Origin of the sequence: Balneatrix alpica DSM 16621 (genome assembly GCF_000619885.1) — a bacterium.
GTDB classification, from domain to species: Bacteria; Pseudomonadota; Gammaproteobacteria; order Pseudomonadales; family Balneatricaceae; genus Balneatrix; species Balneatrix alpica.
Genome location: NZ_KK211039.1, coordinates 602,442 through 626,910 on the forward strand (window position 1 = coordinate 602,442; position 24,469 = coordinate 626,910).

Consider the following 24,469-nt stretch of genomic DNA (forward strand, 5'->3'; position numbering starts at 1 on the left):
CTGTGAGCCGCACGATCACTTCTCACAGGCGACGAAATCTACCTAAATCCAAAAAGGTGGCGTCCCATAGGGGGTTCGAACCCCTGTTACCGCCGTGAAAGGGCGGTGTCCTAGGCCACTAGACGAATGGGACACTGGCGCTTTTTGTGACGCTATCTATGCGTGCTGAAGGAGAGCCGGGATTGTATGCGCTTCCTCAAGCCTGGTCAAGGCATTAGCGCATAAAGATGACAATGGCAAGCTTTTGACCTTAAAAAATAATTGCACACACAATTAAATATTTTTTCTATCAAGCACTTGACGACACCCCACGCGATCATTAATATGCCGCCCCGCAGTGATGCAATAGTGTTCCTCGATAGCTCAGTCGGTAGAGCAGCGGACTGTTAATCCGTTGGTCGCTGGTTCGAGTCCAGCTCGAGGAGCCATTCGGGGTGTAGCGCAGTCTGGTAGCGCGCCTGCTTTGGGAGCAGGATGTCGGGGGTTCGAATCCCTCCTCCCCGACCACTATTGCAATTCACTTGCCCTTCTTATTTTATCCCCCCCAGCAATGCATTAAGCCTTATTCTAGCGAACTTAATTACGCCATATTGACTAGCTACATCGCACCTCAAGCGTTAATTGGTATTTCTTCTTTTTACTCAAAAAATTAACGCAGACCCCAATAAAAAGGGCAGCTTGCGCCACCCCTCTATCATTACTGCCTAGACTCCTAGCTATTTGAGCAATGGCTGCAACGCCGTTAGCAGCGCCTGACACTCCGCGTCCGTACCAATCGAAATACGCAAAAATTGATCAATACGCTTTTGTTTAAAATGACGCACAATCACCCCCTGTTCACGCAATCCCGCTGCGAGAGTCGCGGCATCGCGCTGTGGATGACGCGCAAATACGAAGTTAGCCGCTGAAGGCAACACTTCAAATCCACATTGCTGCAGTGCTTTTATCAAGCTCTCACGGGTTGCGATGACCTTATTGCAACATTCAACGAAATATTCCTGATCCTCAAACGCAGCCTGAGCCCCCGCCTGTGCAACACGATCCAGCGGATACGAGTTAAAGCTGTTTTTAACCCGCTCGAGCGCCTCCATCAGGTGAGCCTGCCCCATTGCCAATCCAACCCGCAAACCAGCCAACGAGCGCGACTTGGACAACGTCTGCACTACCAACAGATTAGGATAACGATCAATCAGCGTTACCGCCGACTGCGCACCAAAGTCCACATAGGCTTCATCAATCACCACCACAGAATGGGGATGCTGTTGCAGTAGCACCTCAATTTCCGTCAACCCCAACGCAATACCAGTCGGTGCATTAGGATTAGGAAGAATGATTGCACCATTATCCTGCTGATAATCGGCTAGGCGAACACTGAAATCCTCAGCCAAAGGCACCTGAACGTACTCAACTTCATAGAGACCGCAGTAGACAGGATAAAAACTATAGGAAATATCAGGAAACAGCAGCGGTTTATCATGCTTGAGCAGGCCACAAAATATATGCGCCAACACCTCATCCGAACCATTTCCCACAAAAACCTGATCGCTGCTCAGGCCATAGTACTGGCTAATCACCTGCCTTAATTGGTCAGAGTTAGGGTCCGGATACAAACGCAAGCTATCCGCACAGGCCGCCTGCATGGCTGCAATGGCTTTAGGGGAAGGAGGATAGGGGTTTTCATTGGTATTCAACTTAACCAAACGCTGATGCTTGGGCTGCTCGCCCGGCACATAAGGGGTTAAGGACTGAACGATGGGGCTCCAATATTGGCTCATGGTAGGGTCACTGCTCTAATTAGGCAAAAGAGTGCCCTAATCTACCATGAGCCCAACGTCAACGCATTAAGCCGCCTGAGGCACTTTCGCCCACTCGGGAGGACGGTGATAACGCCCTACCACAGAACTCATCATCAAGAAGGCTACAAGTGAGTAGAGCACCTGTTCCGCCGCAAACACCCACAAAGCCAGAATGACGATCAGCACATCCCCCGCCAATGTGGTTTTACCGGCATGGATACCATAGCGACGCTCAAGATACATGGCCAAAATATTAAGCCCACCCAATGAGGACTGATGACGAAACAACAGAATCAACCCAAAACCGATTAACATGCCACCTAAAGCAGCAGCAAAAAAAGGCTCCTGTATTTGCAAATGCATATAGCGATCAAGCAACTCCGTCAGGATAGAAAGTAAAGAAATACTGATAAAGGTACGCAGGGTGAACCCCTTACCCAAATACTTCAGTGCCAGTATGTAGAAGGGCAAGTTAAGAATAAAAAACAACTGACCAAAACTGAGCGAGGTAAGACGCTGCAGGGTTAATCCCAGGCCTGCCGTGCCACTGATTAATAGTCCTGCCGCATTTAAAATATGAATGCCCAAGGCGACCAACAGACAGCCCTCCAGAATGGAAAGCCAACGATGGGTAAGATACATGCTTTACTCCTATTAACGCTTGTGGCGTCAAATATTCACGCAGCTCTTGTGGAGCCTGCTCGCCACCCCGGATAGGGACAGCCAGCACAAACACCCGTGACGACCGGGCAGAAAGGCGCGCCAGTATGCCTGATTAGGGCTTAGCACGCGCCTGCAAAAAGCATTCCTATACTGCAGCGACTTCCTCTACAGTGAGATAACGCCACTGCCCTGGCGCCAGGGCAGGATCAAGCCGAATTGCACCGATTTGATCGCGGTGTAAAGCCACAACCCTATTCCCTAAGGCAGCAAACATGCGCTTAACCTGATGGTACTTACCTTCCTGTAACCATAATTGCGCTTGGTGAGTACCCAGCACCTCTAAACGCGCAGGCAAACAGGGTTTATCTTCATTGTGGAGCTGAATTCCTGCAGCAAAGTGCGCGACCTCATCACCGCTTAAAGGGTCTGCTAGCTGCACCTGATAACGCTTTTCACACAGGCGCTTGGGAGAGGTCACACGGTGCGACCACTGGCCATCATCTGTAATCAACACCAACCCCGTTGTATCCACATCCAAACGCCCGGCGATATGTAAACTCTGACGCTTATCCACCTGTAGTAAAGCCAGCACTGACTCATGTACCTCACCTACCGTTGAGCAAATATACCCTTCCGGTTTGTGCAGCATGATATAACGCTGCCCTCGCAAACTCAGACGCTGCTCCTGCCAAAAAACCTCATCAGCGGGCTGTACCTTATAGCTGGCATCCCGCTGCAAACTACCATTTACCTGCACCTCGCCCAATATAAGAGCACGCTTAGCCTGGGAGCGCGTCAATTCGGTGCACTCTGTTATAAATTTATCTAACCGCATCTGCCCTCCCAGGAGCCATTACCCACATTGGGCGGCCATTATCAGCTTTACTCAACAAAGCGCAAGCCACTCTAACAATCAACAAAACAAATATTAAAAATTAAAACAATCAATTTAACAGAACAAACTAAGGAGTCTATGCTTAGCGCATTAGTTTAGAGGAGGCCTATATGAGCAACCTGGTAACCGAAACAGTACTTAGCGTACATCATTGGAATGACAGCCTGTTTAGCTTTAAAACCAGCCGCTATCCAGGGCTACGCTACGAAAATGGCCAGTTTGTCATGATCGGTCTGGAAGTAGAGGGACGCCCTTTACTCCGCGCTTATAGCATTGCCGGACCAAACTACGAGGATCACTTAGAGTTTTTCAGCATCAAAGTGCCTGATGGCCCCCTAACGTCTCGATTACAGCATCTTAAGCCCGGTGATGAAATCATGGTGAGCCGCAAGCCCACTGGCACCCTGTTACTGAGCGATCTATTACCCGGCAAGCACCTGTATTTACTCAGCACCGGCACCGGCTTAGCCCCCTTTATGAGCCTGATTCAAGATCCAGAGGTGTATGAGCGCTTCGACAAAATCATTCTGGTGCATGGCGTACGCTGGCAAAGTGAACTAGCTTACAGCGATTTCATTAATCACACCCTGCCTGAGCATGAATACTTCGGTGAGCAGATTCGGGAAAAGTTGATTTATTACCCCACCGTCACCCGTGAACCCTTTCGCAATCAAGGACGCCTGACTGACTTGATGCGTAGCGGCAAACTTTTTGCTGATATTGGCTTACCACCACTGAATCCGGAGCATGATCGCGCCATGATCTGCGGCAGCCCCAGCATGCTGAAAGAAACCAGTGAAATACTGAATGAGTTTGGTCTGCGTATCTCCCCTCGCATGGGAGAGGCGGGTGATTATGTAATCGAACGGGCGTTTGTTGAGAAATAGAGCATCGCCAATACCACGATCCCTTTCGCAAGCCCCTGGCTAACAGGGCTGAGCCACTGCCAAAACAGTGGCCCAGATGATCTCCCTCTAGAGAGATCAGGTTGTTGACGGCAAGCCTCGGCTTGCCTTTTTTATTGCAGCTCCCTCAGTAACTCCCGCGCGATAACCAACCGCTGTATTTCACTGGTCCCTTCATAAATAGTGGTAATGCGTACATCTCTTGTCATGCGTTCCAACGGGTACTCCTGCATGTAACCATAACCACCCAGCATTTGCAGCGCATCATAGCAGGCACGATTGGCCGACTCGGACGCATAAAGTTTGGCCATAGAGGCCTGTTTAGCGAAGGGTAACCCCTGCTCTTTCAACCAAGCTGCCTGCCATAACAACAAACGCGCAGCCTCCAGCTCGGTATAACGATCAGCCAACATCCACTGTAACGCCTGAAAATCACTTAACGGCCGGCCAAATTGCTGGCGTTCAGTCAAATACTGACGCCCATAGTCCATCGCAGCCTGAGCCACACCCAAAGCCAGGGAGCCAATACCAATACGCCCCCCTGCCAACTCCCCTACCGCTACTTTAAAACCTTGATTAAGCTCGCCCATCAAAGCATTGGCTGGCACCTGGCAATCAACAAAGGCCACTTCATTGGTCGCCGAACCATGCTGCCCCATTTTATGCTCCGCTGGACCAATCTGCATGCCGGGGGTACCTGCTTCCACCAGGAAACAAGAAATCCCCTTACCCTTGGCCTGACTGGTATCGGTAACCGCCCAGACCACAAACACGCCAGCAAACTCGGCGTTAGTAATCCACTGTTTGGTGCCATTCAACACCCAACCACCTTCAACGGCTTTGGCCTGAGTACGCATTCCAGCGGGGTCAGAACCTGCCCCCGCTTCCGTTAAACAAAAACTCCCCGCCAGCATTTCACCACTGCAAAGCTTCGGCAGGTAATACTGCTTCTGTTGCTCCGTTCCCACCGCCTGAATCACCTCGGCCACCATATTAGTGACCGATACGGTCACTGCCGTGGCAGCACAGGCTTTAGCCAACTCGGTAATCACCAGGCTAAACGCCAGGGTTCCAGCTTCTGCACCACCATATTCAGAGCGAATGTTAAGACCCAGAAAGCCCAACTCAGCCAATTTAGCGACATTGGCCAGCATAGCAGGCCGCTGTCCCTGCGCATCCCGATCCAACGCTGCCGCGATGGGTGCAAGCTCCGTAGCAGCAAAACGTGCTGCCATTTCCTGAATCAGTTGTTGCTCTTCAGACAGGGAAAAGTCCATAGCGGCCTCCAATTACGTTTACGCGAACGTCAACTTAATCAATCCCAACCACTTTGCCAAGTCTAATCCCTTTTCCTGCCCCTGAGATATAAACAACAACGGGGCCCCAGGCCCCGTTTGTGCAATCACTTAATCCAATACTGATCAAAGTTATTAATGAAAGGCATGCTTTGGCAAATAGTGCCCTGACTGCCTGCCCATAAAGTACAAATCCAAATCTTCGTGCTGGATTGCCTCATCGTCCATCACCTCTTCAAGGTTGGCCTCGGAGACATAAAGCTGATCTTCTGTTTCACTGGTCAACAACATATAAAAGGGCTGATCCGGATCAAGCGCTGGCAGCCCCTGCTCAAGCAGAGAAGCATTGACCTCCACAAAAGTTTGAGGATCCAGGGCATATGCATAGTCCACATCTATCACCACACCGTGGTAGCCAAGGTGACGGTGCTCAACTATCTGCCCGATCGCATATTTTGCCTGACGGTATCTCATCATAAGCCTCCCAATGCTGAAAATGGCGATAGATGCAGCTGACTGCTTAGCGAACACTATCTTCTATACGCTTACTTTCATTAGTCAGGTCAGTTACGGCAAAACTCCAGCCCAATTTATCCAAAAGCATTAGAAGCTCGGCATCTGGCGCACTTTGTACATCGATCCACTCTCCACTATAGGGGTGATAAAACCCCAGCCCTAGCGAGGCTAACGCTAGACGTTGCCAAGCGAAGTGCTCCCGAAATAAGCGGTTATGGCGCCCCTCTCCATAACTGGTATCACCCACGATAGGATGAAAAATATGCTTAAGATGACGGCGCAACTGATGCTGGCGTCCAGTGTGCGGATGCAGTCGCAACAGGCTATAGCGCGCCTCGGGATAACGCCCTATTGCAATTGGCAGCGTAACATGCGCCAGCGGGACATAGCTGGTTCGAGCAGGTTGTGGGTCTTTGTCTAACTGGGTACGGGGATCATCATAATCATCCAGTTGTTCCTGCAGCGGATAGTCAATTTCCCCTGCTGCCTGCACATGCCCCCGCACAATGGCTAGGTAACTTTTTTGCACGCCCCGTTCAGTAAAACTCTCGGTTAAACGGCGTGCGCTGTCTGCATCCAAGGCGAAGACTAATAACCCTGCGGTTGGGCGATCCAGCCGATGCACCGGGTAAACTCGCTGCCCTAACTGATCCCGCAGACGCTGTAGCAAAAACTCGGTTTCCTGCGGGGCGCGAAAAGAACGGTGCACCAACATTCCAGCGGGCTTATAAACCACGACTAGATGCTTATCCTGATAAAGAATAGGTAACATACGGATACAGCCCCCCGGCTAGGATTTCGCGGCGCATGGTGTAGAGTTTGAAAATGGCTGTCAACGCCCCCACCTTGCATTTCAAACCAAGGCAAGCTAAAAACTCTGGCCCAAGCGAGGCTAGACAACCAAGATACTGGACGATCAATAAGGAGCTAAGTATGCCTATTCGCCAGACTGTCTCTGCACAACCGCAGAGCGCGGCCTTAACCAATAAGGTCATTCGCAATACCTATGCACTATTGTCCATGACATTGGTGTTCAGTGCGGTCTGCGCGCTGGTTTCGGTCTCTTCTGCCGCAGCCCCCATTCATCCGCTCCTTTACATTGCAGTGATGATTGGCCTGCTGTTCGCCATTCAATGGAAACGTAACTCCGCCGTAGCTCTACCTCTAACCTTCGCCTTTACTGGCTTCAGTGGCTATGCCCTGGGGCCGGTGATCAACTACTACCTGAGCCTGAGTAATGGCGCTGAAATTGTCGGCACCTCTCTTGGCCTAACAGGACTAATCTTTATGGGGCTGTCATTCTATGCGCTCACAACCCGTAAAGACTTCAGTTTTATGCGCGGCTTCCTGTTTGCCGGCCTGCTGGTCCTGATTGGTGTCAGCCTGATTGGTCTATTCGTTGATATTTCCGGCCTACAGTTAGCCATGGCAGGTGCTGCGGTACTGATCTTCTCTGGCTTCATCCTCTATGACACCAGTTCCATGGTGCATGGCGGTGAAACCAATTACATCATGGCGACCATCAGCCTGTATCTGAGCATCCTGAACCTGTTCACAGCTCTGCTGCAGTTAGTCGGTTTCTTCAGCAGTGATGACTGATAACAGCCTCAGTTACACCCTGGTTGTCACAGCCGCCCCCGGCGACAACCAGGCCAACCACAGCGCCCTGGCTTTTGCCCGGGCGTTGTTGGCTAAAGGGCACCAACTTAAACGGGTGTTCTTTTACGGCGCCGCCATCCATACCGGCAATAGTTTGCAAAGCCTGCCTCAAGATGAAGCCTCTCTACTACAAGGCTGGCAACAATTGCAGCAGCAGGCAGGTACCGAGTTAATCCTTTGTATCGCCGCAGCCCAGCGCCGAGGCGTCCTCGACAGTGCAGAAAGTCAGCGCTTTGGCCACCAGCAACACAATATTGCCACTGGTTTTGAGCTGGCCGGACTGGGTCAATTGGTGGATGCAGCACTGGAAACCGATCGCCTGCTGACATTTGGAGGCTAAATGTTCGCCATAGTCATCCGTCATTCCCCCTATAGCAGCCAACTGGCTCGCGAAGGATTAGAAGCCGCGCTGGCCTGCGCCGCCTTTGGTCAGGATGTCAGGCTGTATTTCCTCGACGAAGGGGTATGGGCTGCCTTAGCACAACAACAAGGCCAACTAAATAACCGTAAAGACCTTGGTAAAATGCTGGGCGCCTTATCGCTATATGATATTGAGCATGCCTACGTGGATCTGGACAGCCTGCAGCGGCGCGGCCTAAGTCTAAGCGACATTCACACAGAACTGCAGGTGGTGGAGTCCAGTCATTGGCAACAGCAACTCCGGCAAGCCACCCATGTATTGAGCTTTTGAACATGCTTCACCTGATCCCTCTTTCTCCCTGGCAGCAGGATCTGCAAGCCATCCTACACCGTTGTCAGGCAGGCGATGCACTGGTGTTCCTGCAAGATGGCAGCTACGTACTCCAACAACATCCTCTGCCAACTGACGCCACAGGGATAAGCCTGTATGTACTTAGCGAAGACGCTCAAGCACGTGGACTCAACGTGCAGCCTCCATTTCAGGCACTTGACTATGATGGATTGGTGGATTTAACTGCCGCCCACTCACAATCCTTAACCTGGTATTGAATATGCAGTTAGCGGTTGATGGCCATTTACTTGCCACCGATCCGGAAGGGTATCTACTCGACCTCCACCAATGGAACCCCGCCGTAGCGGAAGCCTATGCAGCTCAGGAAGGCATTGTACTGGATCAGCGCCATTGGGAAGTCCTGCACCTGCTGCGTGATTTCTACGCCGAATATGGTTTTGCTCCAGCCACTCGCCCGTTAGTAAAAGCTGTTGGCCGAGCCCTGGGAGCGGAAAAGGGTACCAGCCTCTATCTGATGCAACTCTTCCCTGGCACCCCCGCCAAAACTGCTAGCAAACTAGCTGGCTTGCCAAAACCGACCAACTGCTTGTAATCCTGCGGCAATCTGCCACATCCCCACCATTGCTCAGACTGAAGATAATGCACGGGTACTCAATACAAGGATGCCCTATGTTTACCAACATTCTGAGTCGTTCCTTACTCTTTGCCGGTCTGACGTTAACCGCAGGACAGAGCTTTGCCCACGCCACTCTGGAGCAAACCGAGGCAGAGGCTGGCAACTACTACAAAGCCGTGGTACGTATTCCCCACGGCTGCGAAGGACAAGCTACCGAACAGGTTATCGTCACCCTGCCCACCAGCTTTCAAGGCACCAAACCCATGCCCAAAGCAGGCTGGCAGCTCAGCAGTCAACGTGGCCCCGTGCCAGCTTATGAGAGCCACGGTAAAACCATCAGTGAAGACGTCATCAGCCTTAGCTGGCAAGGAGGCTCTCTACCGGATGACTGGTACGATGAATTCGTTTTTCGCAGCAAAATCGCTGCTAATGCCGAAGGTACGCTTTGGCTCAACGTGAAACAAATTTGTGCGAATGGCGAGGTGAGCTGGGATGAGATTCCCGCAGAAGGTCAAGATCCACATAGCCTTAAACGCCCCGCTCTGGGCCTACAGATAATACCTGCGGCCCATCACCAGCACTAACAAACCTACTCCTCGGAGGCGTACATTACGCCTCCCAGATCCCTCTTTGCGACACCCCTCTTGCACTGCCATTCTCGTTCGCCATGCTTATGCTTGCAGCAGATAGCTTGCTGGATTAATAACTTGCATTGTCGAAAAAATGCACTATATTCCGCGTTCCCCTTCATGGGGTCGTTTTAGCACTTGGTTATGCAGGTTGTAGCTATGGCAGGCTTCGCACATCTTGGGGTCGCTCCCCCACTCTTCAGTTTGGTTATCTTTATTCTTGGGCACGGACTGCTCACCACCCTGTTGACGATTCGTCTTTCTGCAGAGCAGGTCTCTCCCCAATGGATCGGCTTGGTCTCTACTGCGTATTTTGCCGGCCTAGTCTTTGGCTCGTTTATGAACGCCCGTTTAATCACCCGGGTAGGGCATATTCGTGCCTATGCCGCCTACGCCTCTATCCTTGCCTGTGTTGCCATCATCCATGGTCTGATAGTCGAACCCTTAACCTGGGCCTTTTTACGCCTAATTGGAGGCTTTGCAACGGGTGGCCTGTTTGTAGTGATTGAGTCCTGGATGCTGGTTTCCAGCACCCCTGCCAACCGTGGCAGGTTGATGGCAATTTATATGATCCTGCTCTATGGCGCCCTCGCCTGCGGTCAGTTGCTGTTGAAATATATTGACCCCATGGTGCTAGTGCCTTTTGCCTTAACAGCCATGGCCGCGTCACTCTCTGTTGTGCCGCTGTCCCTGACCCGTGTTGCTATGCCTTCACTGGAAGCCCCACAGGGGATCAGTTTCTTTGCCTTACTCAAGTTGACCCCTGCCGGTATGTGGGGTTGCTTTACCTCCGGCCTGGTATTAGGCGCCCTCTATGGTTTACTGCCTCTGTACTTCACGGATAGCCATTACAGCCTGGAGCAAGTCGCCAATATGATGGCCATCGTCATCTTGGGGGGGATGTGTCTGCAATATCCATTGGGTCGGTTATCTGATCGCATGGACCGTCGTCAGGTGCTCAGCCTGCTCTGCGTTGGCCTCGTGGCCATCGCCATGGCACTGGTACTCTTACCTACTCCACAACCTTCCTGGGTACTCGCCAGCCTGATCTTTCTATTTGGCGGTTTAGCCTTCTCAATTTATCCGCTGGCCCTCAGTCATTCCTGCGATGAGCTCACTCCGGAACAGGTCATCAGCGCCAACCAAGGCCTCTTACTGTCCTACAGCCTAGGGGCGATGGCGGGCCCCTTATTGGCCCCCTTGGCTATCAGCCTGATTGGCCCGCAGGGGCTCTTTGCCTACTTCGGGATTTGCGGTGCGGGACTGAGTTTATTCCTGCTATGGCGCCGTCGGGTTCGCGCTCCAGTGCCCTTGGAAGAACACCAGGCCTTTACCCCCGTGCCCCCCAATACACCTGTGGCGGCTGAACTTGATCCCCGTTCTGATATCAATCAAAGCGAAGACAATGAGCGCCAATGGCCACCTGGGCATAACTAAGCTCCTGTGACACTCCATTAAAAAGGGGGCTAGCCGCCCCCTCTTTATTACCTGTCGCTACCCTTGTTCAGGATACTGTTACGCTTTCTGCTTCTGCCTCCGTCCGACTAAAGCGCTTGCGTTTGCGATAGGGAAACACATCCACTACCTGTCCCTGTTTAATCGCCTGCTGAATACTTTGCCAATAGCCAGCGTCGAAGAGTTCACCATGCATCTTGGTAAAGAGCTGCCGTACCCTGCTATCGACAAATAAAAACCGGGGAAACTCCTCCGGAAACACATCCATTGGCCCCACCGAATACCAGGGCTCACCGGATAGCTCCTGCTCTGGATACGTCGGCTCAGGTATATAGCGGAAGTTTACCTCCGTCAGGTAGCTGATCTCATCATAGTCATAGAACACCACTCGACCATGACGGGTAACGCCAAAGTTCTTCAGCAACATATCACCAGCAAAGATATTGGCTGCTGCCAGTTGCTTCAGAGCATTACCATATTCATCCAGCACCTCAAGCAATTGGCTTTCACTGCAATCTTGCAAATAGAGGTTAAGCGGAGTCATACGACGCTCGGTATAAAGATGATGAATAACCACTTCAGACTCGGTCAGCGTCAGGCAGCTCGGCGCAACCTCCAGCAGCTCATCCAGTAACTCCTGGGAAACTCGCTCTCTAGGCAGAATAAAATTGGAAAACTCCTGAGTGTCCGCCATTCGCCCTACCCGATCATGGCGCTTAACCAACTCATATTTTTCTTTAACGATCGCCTTACTGACTTCCTTAGGGGGCGCGAATTTATCCTTGATGATCTTAAACACCACCGGATAAGACGGCAGGGTGAATACCGACATCACCATCCCTTTTACACCTGGAGCAATCACAAACTGATCATCCGAGCGTTGTAAATGACGCAGGTACTCTCGATAAAACTCTGTCTTACCGTGTTTAAAGAAGCCAATACAGGAATACAGCTCAGCCAAGTTCTTACCAGGCAAAAGCGCATTTAAAAATCGTACATATTCGGAAGGAACAGGCACATCCACCATAAAATAAGAGCGGGTGAAGCTGAACAAAATACTGACATCATCGCGATCCAGCATCAGGGTATCGATATAAATAGCGCCCTGCTCGTTATTCAGAATCGCCAATACAAAGGGCAAACTTTGCCCACTTGCCAGAACCCGACCAACCAGATATGCCGCTTTATTGCGATAGAATACCGAGTTCAACACCTCAACCTTTGCCTGGATGCTACGCCAGATACTCTCAGGAGCGTGCGCCTCCAAGTGCTTCACAATATTGCGGATATCGCGTCTTTTATTTTCCCACGGCAAACTGAAAGCCTGATCATCCAAAATCTCATCAATCAGGCGGACTAACCCATCTTCCAGGTAATAGGTATTAATAATAGGAATACCGGTACGAACGGAGTCCAGGTGACGAGAAGAGTGAATAAACATCCCCTCATTGCTTAATCCCAGGTGCTTAAACAGCCGACAGTAAATCGAGTTAAAGAAGGTTTCCGCCAACTCATAATCAGTGCGACCATCAAGCAAATTGGTATAAAAACCCTTCACTTGCGGCCACCCTGCGACGCCCACCCCTTGCAGATAACCACTCTCATGTAGAAATGCGACGACTCGACTTACCGCCTTTTCATACAGGTTAATACGCTCTGCCGCCGCCGCTTGCGCTTCTGCCCAAGCCGCATTCTCAAAACGTGCCCGGGCGCCCATGGTGATTTTGCGGAAGCGGGCGCGATAGTCATCGAAACCTTGGAGAATTAACCCCGCCAGCTGACGCTGCTGCTGTTCCAAGCCTAAGTCCATCATCACGCCTCCTAGGAAAAACCCTTAGTGACTCTACTTAAGCCTGTCTTATGCTGCTTTGCAACAAGCAAGAACCGTCTTTACTGCTAAGGTTGATAAAATTTGCCTATCATCCCCATCGGAAGTATCAACTTTGCAGTGCTAAAGCCAATGGCTAAGCTTGTACCCAAGTTCAACCTGCCAAGGAGCAACACCATGGAAGCCATGAATATTGGTATCAACGAACAGGACCGTGCCCGCATCGCTCAGGGTTTATCCCAGCTGTTGGCAGACACCTACACCCTATATTTACAAACCCATAACTTTCACTGGAACGTAACCGGGCCGATGTTCCATGCTCTGCATGCCATGTTTGAGCAGCAGTACACGGAAATGGCTGTCGCAGTCGATGATATTGCTGAACGGATTCGTGCACTCGGGGCCCGTGCTCCTGGCAGTTACCTTGAGTTCAGCAAACTATCCAAGATTAAAGAACAACCCGATGTGAGCGATGCTACCGCCATGCTGCAAGTATTGGTGCAAAGCCACGAAACCCTAGTGCGCACTTGTCGTGAAGTCTTACCCCTCGCTCAAGAGGCAGCGGACGAGTCAAGTGCAGGGTTATTGGCCGATCGCATGGCATTGCATGAGAAAACCGCATGGATGCTGCGCGCTATGCTGGGCAGCTAAGCACTAAGGTAATGGGCAGGTACGTAACCTGTTGCGCACCTGCCCAGTGCTTGGTTGGACCATTAAATAAAGCGTGGGCACTCTTGCATAAAACGGCTCAGCATGCGGTACAAATACCAAGCATCATCACTACCTGCCAACTCACGAATTGAGTGCATTGCGAAGGTTGGCACCCCGACATCCACCGTCGGCACTCCCAGCTTGGTGGCCGTAATAGGGCCAATAGTCGAACCGCAAGCCATATCTGTACGTACCACAAACGCCTGTACTGGCACCTGTTCAAGTTCAGCCAAACGACGCAGCACTGCACTGGTTTCACTGTTAGTGGCATAACGTTGATTGGCATTAATCTTGATCACCGGTCCCTGATTCAGTAAGGGGCCGTGGTTAGCATCATGCTTATCAGCATAGTTCGGATGGATACCATGAGCATTATCCGCCGAGATCAGCAAAGAACCCTGGATAATACGTAGACGCAATTCTTGTTCCGGCCACATCCGCGCCAGCACATCCTGCAGGAACGGGCCTTCTGCACCACAGCAAGAAGCACTCCCCACCTCTTCATGATCCGTACACACCAATATCGCCCCTGGCGCTGGAGCCTGCAATAAAGCCTGTAATCCCACGTAGCAGCTCAGCAAGTTATCTAAACGGGCACTGGCAATGAACTCCTGATTCCACCCGACTAAGGCTGCAGCCTGGGTATCATAGAAGCTCAGCTCATAATCCAACACACGCTCAGCATCCCCATCTTGCTGCTGTACCAAGGTCAACAGCTGGGCACGCCAATCCTGCGCATTCAACTTGGCCTGCTGCCATAAAATCGGTGGGATATCACGCTGAGGGTTGATGGAGCGATTCTGATTCACCTCGCGATCTAAGTGAATGGCCAGGCTGGGAATCACTGCAACCGGCTTGCGCAAATCTAGCAAACAAGACTTCAACTGCCCTGTCGTTGTCCGGTAACTAACCCGCCCAGCCAAGGAAAGATCACGATCAAACCAGGGGTTAAGCAAAACACCGCCATACACTTCAACGCCTAACTGAAAGTAGCCTTGGCGACACATTTCTGGTTGCGGCTTCACTTTCAAGCAAGGGCTATCCGTATGTGCGCCCACTAAACGCAACCCCTGCTGTAGTGCCTGCTCTTGGCTAGGCATGACAAAGGCAATCAATGCCGACCCATTACGGGTCACCATATATTTCCCCCCCGCCTGTAAAGACCAAGACTCCGCCTCATTTAAGAGGCTGAAGCCTTGCGCAGCCAGCTCACGTTGCATATTGGCTACCGCATGAAAAGGTGTGGGAGATGTACTCAAATACTGCAAAAGTCCTTGATTAAACTGCTCAGTAGGTTGCATTTTTACTGATACCACCTTGTATAACGTGAATCTGCGCCCATTATAGCGAGGATAGTGGCAGCTTGTGTTGTAAATCAGCTTTAAGCCTGCCACCATCACCCTGGGAACCCATTTACTTCCTGCCGGTCTGACAATCAAAGCCCTAGACAAAGGAAACGCGCAATGCGTCTGTCTACCATTATCTTTGCCACAGGTTTGACACTGCTGTTAAGCCCGCTTGCCCATAGCAGCACAGCTAGGCCAGAACTGAACTACCAGGCAAACCTGGATCAGGTTCAACAAGCCCCCTATCACGCCCAGCTGACCCAAAGTATCGTCAGCATGTTGGAAAATAATCATTATCGCAGCACCGCGTTGAATGATGAGCTTGCCTCCAAAGTTTTTGACCGGTATCTCACTGCCCTGGACCCCAGTCGCACTCTGCTATTACAAAGCGATCTGGATAAGCTTGCGCCGATGCGTAAAGAAATTGATGACCAATTGCGGGCAGGCCAGCTAGACGATGCCTTTGCTATCTTCAACTTGGTTCAACAACGTCGGCTGGAACGCTTAAATTATCAGCTTGATCTGCTAGCCAAGGGTCCCGATGCTTATCAGCTCCCCCTGCAAGAGAGTATTGAAGCCGATCGCAAAGAAGCACCCTGGCCCCGGACTCAAGCCGAACTAGAAGATCTCTGGCGCAAGCAACTGAAGAACTCAGTACTCGCCCTGATAATGGCTGATAAGACACTGGAAGAAGCCAAACCCATCTTAGAGCGCCGGCTAGGTAATCAGATTCAGCGCCAACGCCAAACCAAGAGCGAAGATGCCTATCAGGTATTTATGAATGCCTATGCCGAGCTATACGATCCTCATACCCAGTATTTTTCGCCACGCTCATCTGAAAACTTCAACATCAATATGAGCCTCTCGCTGGAAGGAATTGGTGCCGTCCTGCAAAGCGAAGATGAACAAACTAAAGTCGTTCGACTTGTGCCGGGAGGTCCTGCTGACAAATCCGGCCAACTCAAACCTGCCGACCTGATCACTGGCGTTGCTCAGGGCGAAGATGGCGAAATGCAAGATGTAGTAGGCTGGCGCCTGGATGAGGTTGTCGACCTGATTCGTGGCCCCAAAGACACCACTGTTCGCCTACAAATCCAGCCAGCCGGGGGCGATGACAAGAAGCAAAAAATCATCAGCTTGGTTCGCTCCAAGGTCAAACTGGAAGATCAAGCCGCCCAGAAAAAAGTACTCGAACTGCCCCGAGAAGGTAAAACCCACAAAATAGGTGTTGTGACCCTGCCGACTTTCTATCTTGATTTTCAAGCAGCCCAGGCAGGGGATCCTAACTACAAAAGCACCACTCGTGATGTGGAACAACTGATTCAGGAACTCAAGCACGAAAACATTGAAGGCCTAATCGTTGACCTGCGCAACAATGGTGGCGGTTCTCTGCGTGAAGCCAATGAGCTAATTGGTCTCTTTATTCGTCAGGGGCCAACTGTGCAGGTGCGTGACTCCCAGGGCAATGTCAACATCATGGGTGACCCCGATCCCAAAGTGGTGTATGAGGGTCCTCTAGTTGTGCTGGTCAACCGCCTGAGTGCCTCTGCTTCAGAAATCTTTGCGGGTGCTATTCAGGACTACGGTCGCGGCCTGGTACTCGGTAGCCAAACCTTTGGTAAAGGCACTGTGCAAACACTGCTGCCACTGGATGTGGGTCAATTAAAGCTCACCCAAGCCAAGTTCTACCGCATCTCTGGTGAGAGCACTCAACACAAAGGGGTAATCCCTGATATCAGCTTCCCGTCCTCGGTTGATAATGAACAGATTGGCGAAAGCGCCCTCCCCAATGCACTGGCCTGGGATAAAGTACGGCCGCTACGCTACCCCAGTTATGGTGATTATGCTTTTGTTCTCGATATCCTGCGGCAACGCCATCAAACGCGGGTCAGTGCAGATCCTGACTTTGTCTACATGGTGCGCCAGATGGGCTTACAAAAAGAACTAAGTGATGAAAAGATATTACCTCTTTACGAAGAGGGCATTCGTGAACGCCGTCAACGTACTGAACAGCGTCTGCTGGATGAGGAGAATAAGCGTCGACAAGCCAAAGGACTCCCCTTGTATCCGGACTTTGCCAGCTTTGAAGAAAGCAGCACTACCGAGAACAATGAAGAAGATCCTATCCTCGCTGAGTCTGGACGCATTCTGGCGGACTTCGTCAGTCTCTCTAACACAGTATTAGCCGAAAGACCCCGGCAGTAAGTTAGTGCAACCTTCCCTGGATGACCGGCTCAAGCCGGTCATCTACTTTCCAGCTCTGTCACGATAGAGCACTGTGCTTTAGGACAGCAGATGGCGATCGAACTCATTACCGCAGCAACCTGGCCCGAAATATTGCAGTTGCAAGGCGAAGTCTATCGCGATGTTGAGCCTGAAGAGGTCGAGATTTTACAAGATAAGTGGATAAGATCGCCCCAAAGCTGCTTTATCTATCGAGAGGATGACCACTTAAAAGGCTATTTATTATCTCACCCTTGGCATGATGATCATCCACCCAAACTCTTTCAGCGCCTTCCCTTAGGCACAGACGGTAAGGTTTTATTTCTCCACGACTTAGCCATATCCCCCTCATCCTCTGGCCAAGGCATAGGTTCAATCATGCTTCACCACTTAATTGCACTCGCCGGTCATTCAGGCTATCAAGAGATCCGGCTCGTCTCTGTACAAAACTCCAGCCGGTTTTGGCAAAAACAAGGATTTACCGCTTTACCACAAGCCGTATGTAATAGTTATGGTCAAGACGCTCTATTTATGGCCCGAACGCTGTCAGAGTAACCAGTACCAGACACCTTGCACAGATAACGTTTTCAGCTCTTAGGCGGAACGTTATAATCCCCCCTCCCAGCCCCTCTAACGACCAAATCGATAGTGAATACCACCGTAAATAGACGCTTTTCCATTGCTCCCATGATGGAGCTGACCGATCGCTTTTATCGCCGCTTTGCCCGCAGCCTCAGCCAACACACTCTGTTGTATACCGAGATGATCACAACCGGGGCATTGATACATGGTGATCGCCAACGCTTCCTGCGCTATGACCCCAGCGAGCATCCGCTCGCCATCCAACTCGGTGGTAGTAATCCCAAAGACTTAGCACTGTGCGCCCGCATGTGTGAAGATGCTGGCTTTGATGAGATTAACCTCAATGTGGGCTGCCCCAGCGACCGCGTACAAAACAATATGATTGGCGCCTGCCTGATGGCACATCCACAACTGGTGGCTGAATGTTTAGCTGCCATGCAGGCAGAGGTGGATATCCCTGTCACGGTGAAGCATCGCATTGGCATTGATGAACAAGAAGGATATGAAGTGCTGCACCACTTTGTTGAACAAGTTCGGCAAAGCGGCTGTAAGACTTTTATCGTGCACGCACGTAAAGCTATCCTGCAAGGCCTTAGCCCCAAAGAGAATCGGGAAATTCCACCGCTCCGCTACGAGTATGTTTATCAACTTAAACAGAGCTTCCCTGAACTAGAAATTATCCTCAATGGCGGCATTAAAACACTAGACGAGTGCCAAACCCATTTACAGCAAGTGGATGGCGTCATGCTCGGGCGTGAAGCCTATTACAATCCTCGCCTGCTAATGGAAGTCGATCCAGTACTCTTTGCTCAACCCTCCCCCTTCCAATGCCCTAAACAGGCTGTACAAGCTTACCTGCCTTTTCTACAAGAGTGCTTGCAAGAAGGCGTTCCATTAGGACATATCACGCGTCACTTGCTCAGCATTTTCCAAGGATTACCAGGAGGGAGGCTATACCGCCGTCACTTAAGCGAACAAGCCCATCGCCCCGGAGCAGGCCTCCATACACTCGTAGATGCCATGGAGCACGTGCGCTTGCCCCAACAACCTACCGAAACAAAATAATCGCTACAGTTGGCGGAGCTAGAAACTCAGCGTTATGATATGTATCCAATTTAGGGGATAGCTATGCACACAATACTTGATCAACTTCGTCAAATGACTGTTGTCGTTGCAGATACAGGTGAACTGGATGCCATTCAGCGCCTGCAACCAGTAGACGCCACAACCAACCCCTCTCTGGTACTTAAAGCCTGTCAGCAACCTCAATATCAGAGCCTGATGCAAGAAGCCAAACGCTGGGCAGGCGAGCTAAGTCAGGATAGCGCTGAACAGCTGGCCCTGGCAGCTGACTATTTAGCCGTGCGCCTGGGTGAGCAGATTCTGCACAGCATTCCTGGCCGTATCTCCACTGAGGTCGATGCACGTCTCTCCTTTTCAACCGAGAAAACGCTGCAAAAGGCCCGCCAACTGATTCAGCTGTATGCTGACTTGGGGGTAAGCCGTGATCGAGTATTAATTAAAATTGCAGCGACTTGGGAAGGTATTCAGGCTGCTCGCCAATTGGAACAAGAAGGCATTCAATGCAACCTGACATTATTGTTTAGCTTTGCCCAGGCCATGGCCTGTGCCGATGCAGGTGTCTTCCTGATCTCACCATTTGTCGGTCGCATTATGGACTGGCATAAAAAACACAGCGGCCAGGCCTCATATCTCCCCCATGAAGATCCGGGCGTACAGTCCGTTACCCGCATTTATAACTACTATAAAGCCCATGGTTATCAAACTGTGGTCATGGGTGCCAGCTTCCGCAATGCCGAGCAAATTATTGCACTGGCTGGCTGTGACAGGCTCACCATCAGCCCGGCTTTACTTGATGAGCTACAAAGCCGTCAGGATGAACTGACAACCCAACTAAAACCGGGACAGGGTAGCACGGATGAAAAACGCATCCTGACAGAAAGCGAATTCCGCTGGCTGCATAACGAAGATGCAATGGCTACCGAAAAGCTAGCCGAAGGCATTCGCCTATTCGCGGCTGACCAAAACAAGCTTGAGCAACTTATTGCACAAGCTTAAGTGACTTTACTTACCAATAAAGAATCCAACAAAAAACGGGCCTAAAGAGCCCGTTTTTTATTTAGCTTAAACATCTAACTAACCGAACAACCAATAAACGCTTTAACTATTGGAAGCATATTGGTTAATGCTTACGCGCCTCTGGTGCACATCCTTCTAACGAAGCCACCAAGTCTTTAAAAACTAATTTATTCTGATCATTTAGATTCATCAAAATTTTATGCGCATCCAGTACCGTGGTACGCATTTCGTCTTCAGAACACTGAGACAGTGGTAGCTCATGCATACCCGCCGTTTCAGTGTTAGCCTCACGAATCAACAAGAAAACCTTATCGAAGCCCATACTCATCAGAATACGTGTGATGTCGTCTTTAACGGAGAGAATGGTCGGTAACAACCGGTGCTTCTGCTGCATTCTGACCGAAATCTTGGCTAGCAACCCCAGTGAGGTACTATCAATGCCATCTGTCTCTGTCAGATCTATAAGAACCGTCGTGAAGTCTGGATCAGTCAGCATAGTTTCCAGAAACTGATCAAGCGCAGAACAGAGCGTGAGTCGCACGTCGCCACAGAACTTGAGTACATAAGTACCTTCCTGCTTAGCGACTAAAATTTTGCCAGACTGCATGGCTATAGCTTATTCACACTTAGCAAGGCCACATCATCAGGTAACTCCATTACCTTTAGATTCAGCTGTTCAATAATTAGCTCAGGTTGATGTAGGCTGCTTTCCACCAGCTGCAACAATCTGGCTTCTTTTTCTGCTAACGAGCCCGGCATCACCTCTAGCACCCCATCGGTAAACACCGTAAGCGCCCAATGTGAGCCAATGCTCATACTATGTTCTTCATAGTGAGGAAAAGGGAAAAGTCCAACCGGCATCCCCTCTCCTGGTAAAAATCGCGTTCCCTGCTCATCGGTCAAAACTGGCTTAGGGAAGTGTCCACCAATGGCATAATGTAGACGTTGAGCCCGATGTTCGATCAAGCCCACTACAATAGTCAGATGCTTACCAAGCTGGGTATCCAACAGCTCCTGATTGATGCGACGCAACATTGACACAGGTGAAAGGATATCAAAACTGGACTGTCGCCGGTAGTTTCGAATGAGTCGATTTGTCAGGTTCTTTAGTAGTACGGTAACAAAGGCAGAGGAAGCGCCATGTCCAGAGATGTCCGCTAAATAAAAAACCGTTAGGTCATTATTCAAGGAAAAATAATCAATAAAATCGCCGCTTAAATACAGCGATGGTATCAATTGGTGGTCAAAGCGATAGCCATTGATTTCAACGGGCGAGGAAGGCAGCATCTTTTGCTGGATCTGCCGCCCTGCTTTCTGATCGGCCTCTAACTCACCTAAACTTAATTGCAGCTGATGGTTATTTTTCTCCAGTGCTTCGCGGTAAGCTTCATTTTCCATGACCGCCGCATACTTATGCACATGTTTACGTACTGACTTTAACAGTGCATGCAGGTCATACTGAGGCTGGATGAAAAAGTCACAAGCGCCACTACGCAGCGCATTTAACACATCCTGCAAGACAGCAGACTGCGCCATCATTAATACTGGCACTAATAGCTCATGCTCAGCCACATAGGCCAGCACATCCAAGCCCGACCCCTGGCGTAAATGCAGGCTAGATAGAATAACATTAAAAGAATGCGCTTCTAGCATAGCAAGCGCATCCTGAGGAGACTCCGTCCAAATAACCTCGAGTCCATGACGCTCTAAATAACGCACAATCTGCTCGGTAGCCTGATAATGGCCAGCCACCATTAGCACCCGACAGCTTTCTTTGTTCATGCGTCAACAAGCCAGGGTAGAAGTTAAAAGTCTACATCAAACTGATCAGGCACCTGCCCATCTTGTACCTGATACTCGCGACGCTGCAAATATGCATTACGCACAAACAAATACTTATCGCCTTCAATCAAACGCTCTTGTGAAAGTAACTGAGCACGAGTATCAATGACTCTCACCCCCTGCACAGCCAATCGAGCACTATCGTCATCCAAGTGATTAATCGGATCCAACGGCGCATCCACCACAAAGCGTGTAGCATCACGTAGGCTAGAGGGACCAAATAAAGGCAGCACTAGGTAGGGCCCAGAGCTCACTCCCCAGTAACCCAAAGTTTGACCAAAGTCTTCTGGATGTTTAGCAATACCCATAGGCGTGGCCACATCAATAAAGCCAGCCAAGCCAAAGGTAGAATTAAAAACAAAACGGGAAAAACTTAGTGCAGCCCCATCAAACTTGAACTGCAGTAGATTGTTAGCGATATTGCGCACTTCCGTTAAGTTATCAAAGAAATTCGTCACACCAGACTCAACTAAATCAGGCGTAACATAGCGATAGCTTTTTGCTAAAGGCTTTAGTACTACCGTGTCGAGCCCTTCGTTAAAACTAAACATAGCCCTATTAAACGACTCAAAAGGATCCTTTTCAGACAACGGTAATAGAATAACTTCATTTTCTGTAGTCTGGTCAGCATTCGTTACGGGGATACATACAGCCCCTCCCAACACGAGTGCTACAGATATCTGCTTGAAAAAATTCACGGGCAACAGTCCTTGCTTTGCTAACGCATGAGCACATTAGAGCAGATAACAAAAAGCCCCGCAATATGCGGGGCTTTGTTGATTAAGTTCGATTAGAACTTAACGCGGTAACCCAGAGTCAGGTTATCAGCAGAGCCGTCAGCTTTGTTGTAGTCAGCATATTCAGCATATACGTCAGCGTTGCCACCCAGGTTGTGGTAAACACCTACCAGAGTGCGCTTCTTGGTGTCTTGGTTGTCGGTCTTAGCACGAGCATAACCCAGACCCAGAGTGGTCTTGTCGATTGCGTAAGTTACAGCAAAGTCATGAACCTTGGTGTCAACTTTAGCTACGCCAGTGGTGGCTTTTTCGTAGTTATAAGCTACGTACAGGTTGTCAACAGTGTAAGAAACACCGAAGGTCAGATCCTTGGTTTTGCCATCAGCAGCTTTGGTGTAGTCAGCAGTCATGTAACCCAGGCCAACATACAGACCGTCTACAGAGTAGTTACCACCAACGATGTAACCGTCTACATCTTTGTACTGAGTGTCAGAACCTTCGCCTTCACCGATGATACCAACATAGCCGTCGAAACCGCTCATGTTAGGAGTAGTGTAAGCCAGGGCGTTACCTACACGGTAAGGAGCCTGCTCATAAACACCAGAGTTACGCTCGAATACGTCAGCAACGTAGGTAGAAGTCATGGGGTTGGTGAAACGACCAACAGTAGCAGTACCGAAGTCACCTTTTACGCCAGCGTTAGCGTGACGAACAGTGATGTCAGCAGCATCGGTAGAGCTGTTAGACTTACGGGCAGAGCCCTTGTCATTGTTGTACTGAGTTTCCAGCTGATAGAAAGCGGTCAGGCCGCTGTCCATCTGAGAGTCGCCTTTAACGCCCAGACGGTGGCCGGCGTTAGCAACGTTGAAATCTTTGTCCTTGTCGAACTGCAGTTGGAAGTGCAGACGGCCGTACAGAGTAGCATCAGCCATTGCAACAGCGGGAACAGCTACTGCGCCAGCTACTGCCAGAGCGATGATTGACTTTTTCATTCAATTTCCCCTTCAGTATTAACGTGCTTTGTTAATTTAGTAGTCGCGTTACACACGCCCTCGCACAAGATAGTGCATAACGCCAGCTAAATCAAACCTTTTTCAATATCGAAAATTCAATGACCAAAAAACCACCAATAAAGTAGTTATGCATTAAAGTATTCGATCTCGAAAATGGCACATTCAACCCTTCTTACCTTTCCTTTTAATGTCCTCAAAAGAAGATAACTAAGAAGGACCAAACTTAAACGCCTACCTTTATAAAGCTATTTGATCAGTATAGTACAGAGCTTGTTTAAGCTTCTTCACACACCGAGAAATATAGGTCGGCGTCAAAAATTTGCAGCAGGATAATATGCGTCCCGCTCGAGTGCAAGATGCAGATTATGCAAAAAACTACAGATGCAACTTAAGTGCGGCCTGCAAAGACTGCTGCAAGTGTCGCAATTCCTGCTCATCCTTTTCCTGCCAAAGCACACCATACTCTAACGGCGTCTTCCACACAGCCAAACAGCTAAGAGGTAGCTCCGCTAACCATTCTTCTAGCTGGGCACGCTTATGCTCCGGATAAGCAGTAGCCGCCAGCCACACCCAGGCTGCATTAAAAGGGTAACTGCCCTGGCCACGCGATAACTGCCAATGACTTATCTCAACAGCTTTATCTTGCTTCTGTACGCTAGGAAGACAATAAGTAATCTTCAATGCAGGCGCATCTTCCAACTGCCCAGGCGCTCGTGGAAATTGAATTTTTTGCATGCGAACTTGCAGCCCCAACTGCCTTGCCTGCTCTCGTAACAGCATTTGTGCTCGCTGTTTAGGCGACGGCAAAATCCAAAACAATGATCCTAACAACGCTAGCGCAACCGCAACTACTACCCACATCATTTCAGTTATCCTCTGATCCGCCTCAAGGTCTTTACCCCGGGCTATGCTACCTTTATTAGATATAGACTTAAGCAGGAGATGC

General features: G+C 50.2%; 26 protein-coding genes and 3 tRNA genes. 15 read left to right on the forward strand and 14 right to left on the reverse strand.

Going from position 1 to position 24,469, the window contains the following annotated elements; all coding sequences use genetic code 11:
• Positions 1 to 57: 57 nt before the first annotated feature.
• Positions 58 to 133 (reverse strand) — tRNA-Glu (locus Q334_RS0112170).
• Between the two features lie 219 nt (positions 134 to 352).
• Between Q334_RS0112170 and Q334_RS0112175 the strand changes: the two genes are divergently transcribed.
• A tRNA-Asn gene (locus Q334_RS0112175) sits at positions 353 to 428 on the forward strand.
• A 2-nt stretch (positions 429 to 430) separates the two neighbouring features.
• Positions 431 to 507: transfer RNA gene (locus Q334_RS0112180), tRNA-Pro, on the forward strand.
• 209 nt (positions 508 to 716) lie between these two features.
• Here Q334_RS0112180 and hisC read toward each other — a convergent pair.
• From hisC to rsuA, 3 genes are all read right to left on the reverse strand, one after another.
• Positions 717 to 1,775 (reverse strand): histidinol-phosphate transaminase, encoded by a 1,059-nt coding sequence (gene hisC / locus Q334_RS0112185; protein ID WP_027313453.1) that lies wholly within the window; start codon positions 1,773 to 1,775, stop codon positions 717 to 719.
• A 66-nt stretch (positions 1,776 to 1,841) separates the two neighbouring features.
• A complete protein-coding gene (locus tag Q334_RS0112190; protein ID WP_027313454.1) occupies positions 1,842 to 2,438 on the reverse strand; it encodes a YitT family protein in 597 nt (198 codons plus the stop codon).
• A gap of 166 nt (positions 2,439 to 2,604) precedes the next feature.
• Entirely contained in the window at positions 2,605 to 3,294 is a 690-nt protein-coding gene (rsuA, locus tag Q334_RS0112195; RefSeq protein ID WP_027313455.1) for a 16S rRNA pseudouridine(516) synthase RsuA, read from the reverse strand.
• A 170-nt stretch (positions 3,295 to 3,464) separates the two neighbouring features.
• Between rsuA and fpr the strand changes: the two genes are divergently transcribed.
• Positions 3,465 to 4,241, forward strand: coding sequence for a ferredoxin-NADP reductase (gene fpr / locus Q334_RS0112200; protein ID WP_027313456.1), 777 nt, complete (start codon positions 3,465 to 3,467; stop codon positions 4,239 to 4,241).
• Positions 4,242 to 4,372: 131 nt separating this feature from the next.
• Here fpr and Q334_RS0112205 read toward each other — a convergent pair whose 3' ends face one another.
• The 3 genes from Q334_RS0112205 to Q334_RS0112215 all read right to left on the reverse strand — a co-directional run bounded on the left by Q334_RS0112205 (position 4,373) and on the right by Q334_RS0112215 (position 6,842).
• A complete protein-coding gene (locus Q334_RS0112205; protein ID WP_027313457.1) occupies positions 4,373 to 5,536 on the reverse strand; it encodes an acyl-CoA dehydrogenase family protein in 1,164 nt (387 codons plus the stop codon).
• Between the two features lie 153 nt (positions 5,537 to 5,689).
• Positions 5,690 to 6,031: a heat shock protein HspQ gene (gene hspQ, locus Q334_RS0112210; protein WP_081414440.1), complete on the reverse strand. Its 342-nt coding sequence runs from the start codon at positions 6,029 to 6,031 to the stop codon at positions 5,690 to 5,692.
• Positions 6,032 to 6,074: 43 nt separating this feature from the next.
• Positions 6,075 to 6,842, reverse strand: coding sequence for a pseudouridine synthase (locus Q334_RS0112215; protein ID WP_027313459.1), 768 nt, complete (start codon positions 6,840 to 6,842; stop codon positions 6,075 to 6,077).
• Positions 6,843 to 7,003: 161 nt separating this feature from the next.
• Between Q334_RS0112215 and Q334_RS0112220 the strand changes: the two genes are divergently transcribed.
• The 7 genes from Q334_RS0112220 (at position 7,004) to Q334_RS19015 (ending at position 11,123) form a co-directional block, all read left to right on the forward strand.
• On the forward strand, positions 7,004 to 7,669 hold the full coding sequence (locus Q334_RS0112220; protein ID WP_027313460.1) for a Bax inhibitor-1/YccA family protein: 666 nt from the start codon (positions 7,004 to 7,006) through the stop codon (positions 7,667 to 7,669).
• Positions 7,662 to 8,069: a sulfurtransferase complex subunit TusD gene (tusD, locus tag Q334_RS0112225; RefSeq protein ID WP_035461388.1), complete on the forward strand. Its 408-nt coding sequence runs from the start codon at positions 7,662 to 7,664 to the stop codon at positions 8,067 to 8,069. The genes Q334_RS0112220 and tusD overlap by 8 nt, the downstream gene beginning before the upstream one ends.
• A complete protein-coding gene (gene tusC / locus Q334_RS0112230; RefSeq protein WP_027313462.1) occupies positions 8,070 to 8,420 on the forward strand; it encodes a sulfurtransferase complex subunit TusC in 351 nt (116 codons plus the stop codon).
• Positions 8,421 to 8,422: 2 nt separating this feature from the next.
• The gene (gene tusB / locus Q334_RS0112235; RefSeq protein WP_027313463.1) at positions 8,423 to 8,698 is read left to right on the forward strand and encodes a sulfurtransferase complex subunit TusB; all 276 of its coding nucleotides are present in this window, start codon (positions 8,423 to 8,425) and stop codon (positions 8,696 to 8,698) included.
• A gap of 2 nt (positions 8,699 to 8,700) precedes the next feature.
• The gene (locus Q334_RS0112240; RefSeq protein WP_027313464.1) at positions 8,701 to 9,033 is read left to right on the forward strand and encodes a TusE/DsrC/DsvC family sulfur relay protein; all 333 of its coding nucleotides are present in this window, start codon (positions 8,701 to 8,703) and stop codon (positions 9,031 to 9,033) included.
• Positions 9,034 to 9,110: 77 nt separating this feature from the next.
• Positions 9,111 to 9,641: a YcnI family copper-binding membrane protein gene (locus tag Q334_RS0112245; protein WP_027313465.1), complete on the forward strand. Its 531-nt coding sequence runs from the start codon at positions 9,111 to 9,113 to the stop codon at positions 9,639 to 9,641.
• 204 nt (positions 9,642 to 9,845) lie between these two features.
• Positions 9,846 to 11,123: an MFS transporter gene (locus tag Q334_RS19015; RefSeq protein ID WP_035461390.1), complete on the forward strand. Its 1,278-nt coding sequence runs from the start codon at positions 9,846 to 9,848 to the stop codon at positions 11,121 to 11,123.
• Between the two features lie 67 nt (positions 11,124 to 11,190).
• Here Q334_RS19015 and aceK read toward each other — a convergent pair whose 3' ends face one another.
• The gene (gene aceK / locus Q334_RS0112255; RefSeq protein ID WP_027313466.1) at positions 11,191 to 12,954 is read right to left on the reverse strand and encodes a bifunctional isocitrate dehydrogenase kinase/phosphatase; all 1,764 of its coding nucleotides are present in this window, start codon (positions 12,952 to 12,954) and stop codon (positions 11,191 to 11,193) included.
• Between the two features lie 192 nt (positions 12,955 to 13,146).
• On the opposite strand from aceK, the gene Q334_RS0112260 reads away from it, so the two are divergent.
• Positions 13,147 to 13,620: a Dps family protein gene (locus tag Q334_RS0112260; RefSeq protein WP_027313467.1), complete on the forward strand. Its 474-nt coding sequence runs from the start codon at positions 13,147 to 13,149 to the stop codon at positions 13,618 to 13,620.
• A 62-nt stretch (positions 13,621 to 13,682) separates the two neighbouring features.
• Here the strand turns inward: Q334_RS0112260 and Q334_RS0112265 are convergent, their stop codons facing one another.
• Complete coding sequence (locus tag Q334_RS0112265; protein ID WP_035461556.1) at positions 13,683 to 14,981, reverse strand: M18 family aminopeptidase; 1,299 nt, start codon at positions 14,979 to 14,981, stop codon at positions 13,683 to 13,685.
• Between the two features lie 162 nt (positions 14,982 to 15,143).
• Between Q334_RS0112265 and Q334_RS19020 the strand changes: the two genes are divergently transcribed.
• From Q334_RS19020 to tal, 4 genes are all read left to right on the forward strand, one after another.
• Positions 15,144 to 17,231: a carboxy terminal-processing peptidase gene (locus Q334_RS19020; RefSeq protein WP_051527765.1), complete on the forward strand. Its 2,088-nt coding sequence runs from the start codon at positions 15,144 to 15,146 to the stop codon at positions 17,229 to 17,231.
• A gap of 90 nt (positions 17,232 to 17,321) precedes the next feature.
• Positions 17,322 to 17,804, forward strand: a complete 483-nt coding sequence (locus Q334_RS0112275) for a GNAT family N-acetyltransferase (protein WP_027313469.1) — start codon at positions 17,322 to 17,324, stop codon at positions 17,802 to 17,804.
• Positions 17,805 to 17,936: 132 nt separating this feature from the next.
• Entirely contained in the window at positions 17,937 to 18,896 is a 960-nt protein-coding gene (gene dusA, locus Q334_RS19025) for a tRNA dihydrouridine(20/20a) synthase DusA (RefSeq protein WP_035461392.1), read from the forward strand.
• 63 nt (positions 18,897 to 18,959) lie between these two features.
• Positions 18,960 to 19,910, forward strand: a complete 951-nt coding sequence (gene tal / locus Q334_RS19030) for a transaldolase (protein WP_035461394.1) — start codon at positions 18,960 to 18,962, stop codon at positions 19,908 to 19,910.
• A 124-nt stretch (positions 19,911 to 20,034) separates the two neighbouring features.
• On the opposite strand, the gene Q334_RS0112290 is transcribed toward tal, so the two are convergent.
• From Q334_RS0112290 to Q334_RS0112310, 5 genes are all read right to left on the reverse strand, one after another.
• Positions 20,035 to 20,538 (reverse strand): STAS domain-containing protein, encoded by a 504-nt coding sequence (locus tag Q334_RS0112290; RefSeq protein ID WP_027313470.1) that lies wholly within the window; start codon positions 20,536 to 20,538, stop codon positions 20,035 to 20,037.
• A gap of 2 nt (positions 20,539 to 20,540) precedes the next feature.
• Positions 20,541 to 21,713, reverse strand: coding sequence for a SpoIIE family protein phosphatase (locus Q334_RS0112295; protein WP_027313471.1), 1,173 nt, complete (start codon positions 21,711 to 21,713; stop codon positions 20,541 to 20,543).
• Positions 21,714 to 21,736: 23 nt separating this feature from the next.
• Positions 21,737 to 22,471, reverse strand: a complete 735-nt coding sequence (locus Q334_RS0112300) for an MlaA family lipoprotein (protein WP_027313472.1) — start codon at positions 22,469 to 22,471, stop codon at positions 21,737 to 21,739.
• Between the two features lie 92 nt (positions 22,472 to 22,563).
• Complete coding sequence (locus Q334_RS0112305) at positions 22,564 to 23,502, reverse strand: porin (protein ID WP_027313473.1); 939 nt, start codon at positions 23,500 to 23,502, stop codon at positions 22,564 to 22,566.
• Between the two features lie 396 nt (positions 23,503 to 23,898).
• Complete coding sequence (locus tag Q334_RS0112310) at positions 23,899 to 24,387, reverse strand: hypothetical protein (protein ID WP_155888989.1); 489 nt, start codon at positions 24,385 to 24,387, stop codon at positions 23,899 to 23,901.
• Positions 24,388 to 24,469 lie beyond the last annotated feature (82 nt).

What these genes read in the sequence shown, in the direction of transcription:
- hisC (WP_027313453.1), bottom strand. Translation starts at nt 1,775, where the DNA reads ATGAGCCAATATTGGAGCCCCATCGTTCAGTCCTTAACCCCTTATGTG.
- Q334_RS0112190 (WP_027313454.1), bottom strand. Translation starts at nt 2,438, where the DNA reads ATGTATCTTACCCATCGTTGGCTTTCCATTCTGGAGGGCTGTCTGTTG.
- rsuA (WP_027313455.1), bottom strand. Translation starts at nt 3,294, where the DNA reads ATGCGGTTAGATAAATTTATAACAGAGTGCACCGAATTGACGCGCTCC.
- fpr (WP_027313456.1), top strand. Translation starts at nt 3,465, where the DNA reads ATGAGCAACCTGGTAACCGAAACAGTACTTAGCGTACATCATTGGAAT.
- Q334_RS0112205 (WP_027313457.1), bottom strand. Translation starts at nt 5,536, where the DNA reads ATGGACTTTTCCCTGTCTGAAGAGCAACAACTGATTCAGGAAATGGCA.
- hspQ (WP_081414440.1), bottom strand. Translation starts at nt 6,031, where the DNA reads ATGATGAGATACCGTCAGGCAAAATATGCGATCGGGCAGATAGTTGAG.
- Q334_RS0112215 (WP_027313459.1), bottom strand. Translation starts at nt 6,842, where the DNA reads ATGTTACCTATTCTTTATCAGGATAAGCATCTAGTCGTGGTTTATAAG.
- Q334_RS0112220 (WP_027313460.1), top strand. Translation starts at nt 7,004, where the DNA reads ATGCCTATTCGCCAGACTGTCTCTGCACAACCGCAGAGCGCGGCCTTA.
- tusD (WP_035461388.1), top strand. Translation starts at nt 7,662, where the DNA reads ATGACTGATAACAGCCTCAGTTACACCCTGGTTGTCACAGCCGCCCCC.
- tusC (WP_027313462.1), top strand. Translation starts at nt 8,070, where the DNA reads ATGTTCGCCATAGTCATCCGTCATTCCCCCTATAGCAGCCAACTGGCT.
- tusB (WP_027313463.1), top strand. Translation starts at nt 8,423, where the DNA reads ATGCTTCACCTGATCCCTCTTTCTCCCTGGCAGCAGGATCTGCAAGCC.
- Q334_RS0112240 (WP_027313464.1), top strand. Translation starts at nt 8,701, where the DNA reads ATGCAGTTAGCGGTTGATGGCCATTTACTTGCCACCGATCCGGAAGGG.
- Q334_RS0112245 (WP_027313465.1), top strand. Translation starts at nt 9,111, where the DNA reads ATGTTTACCAACATTCTGAGTCGTTCCTTACTCTTTGCCGGTCTGACG.
- Q334_RS19015 (WP_035461390.1), top strand. Translation starts at nt 9,846, where the DNA reads ATGGCAGGCTTCGCACATCTTGGGGTCGCTCCCCCACTCTTCAGTTTG.
- aceK (WP_027313466.1), bottom strand. Translation starts at nt 12,954, where the DNA reads ATGATGGACTTAGGCTTGGAACAGCAGCAGCGTCAGCTGGCGGGGTTA.
- Q334_RS0112260 (WP_027313467.1), top strand. Translation starts at nt 13,147, where the DNA reads ATGGAAGCCATGAATATTGGTATCAACGAACAGGACCGTGCCCGCATC.
- Q334_RS0112265 (WP_035461556.1), bottom strand. Translation starts at nt 14,981, where the DNA reads ATGCAACCTACTGAGCAGTTTAATCAAGGACTTTTGCAGTATTTGAGT.
- Q334_RS19020 (WP_051527765.1), top strand. Translation starts at nt 15,144, where the DNA reads ATGCGTCTGTCTACCATTATCTTTGCCACAGGTTTGACACTGCTGTTA.
- Q334_RS0112275 (WP_027313469.1), top strand. Translation starts at nt 17,322, where the DNA reads ATGGCGATCGAACTCATTACCGCAGCAACCTGGCCCGAAATATTGCAG.
- dusA (WP_035461392.1), top strand. Translation starts at nt 17,937, where the DNA reads ATGATGGAGCTGACCGATCGCTTTTATCGCCGCTTTGCCCGCAGCCTC.
- tal (WP_035461394.1), top strand. Translation starts at nt 18,960, where the DNA reads ATGCACACAATACTTGATCAACTTCGTCAAATGACTGTTGTCGTTGCA.
- Q334_RS0112290 (WP_027313470.1), bottom strand. Translation starts at nt 20,538, where the DNA reads ATGCAGTCTGGCAAAATTTTAGTCGCTAAGCAGGAAGGTACTTATGTA.
- Q334_RS0112295 (WP_027313471.1), bottom strand. Translation starts at nt 21,713, where the DNA reads ATGAACAAAGAAAGCTGTCGGGTGCTAATGGTGGCTGGCCATTATCAG.
- Q334_RS0112305 (WP_027313473.1), bottom strand. Translation starts at nt 23,502, where the DNA reads ATGAAAAAGTCAATCATCGCTCTGGCAGTAGCTGGCGCAGTAGCTGTT.
- Q334_RS0112310 (WP_155888989.1), bottom strand. Translation starts at nt 24,387, where the DNA reads ATGATGTGGGTAGTAGTTGCGGTTGCGCTAGCGTTGTTAGGATCATTG.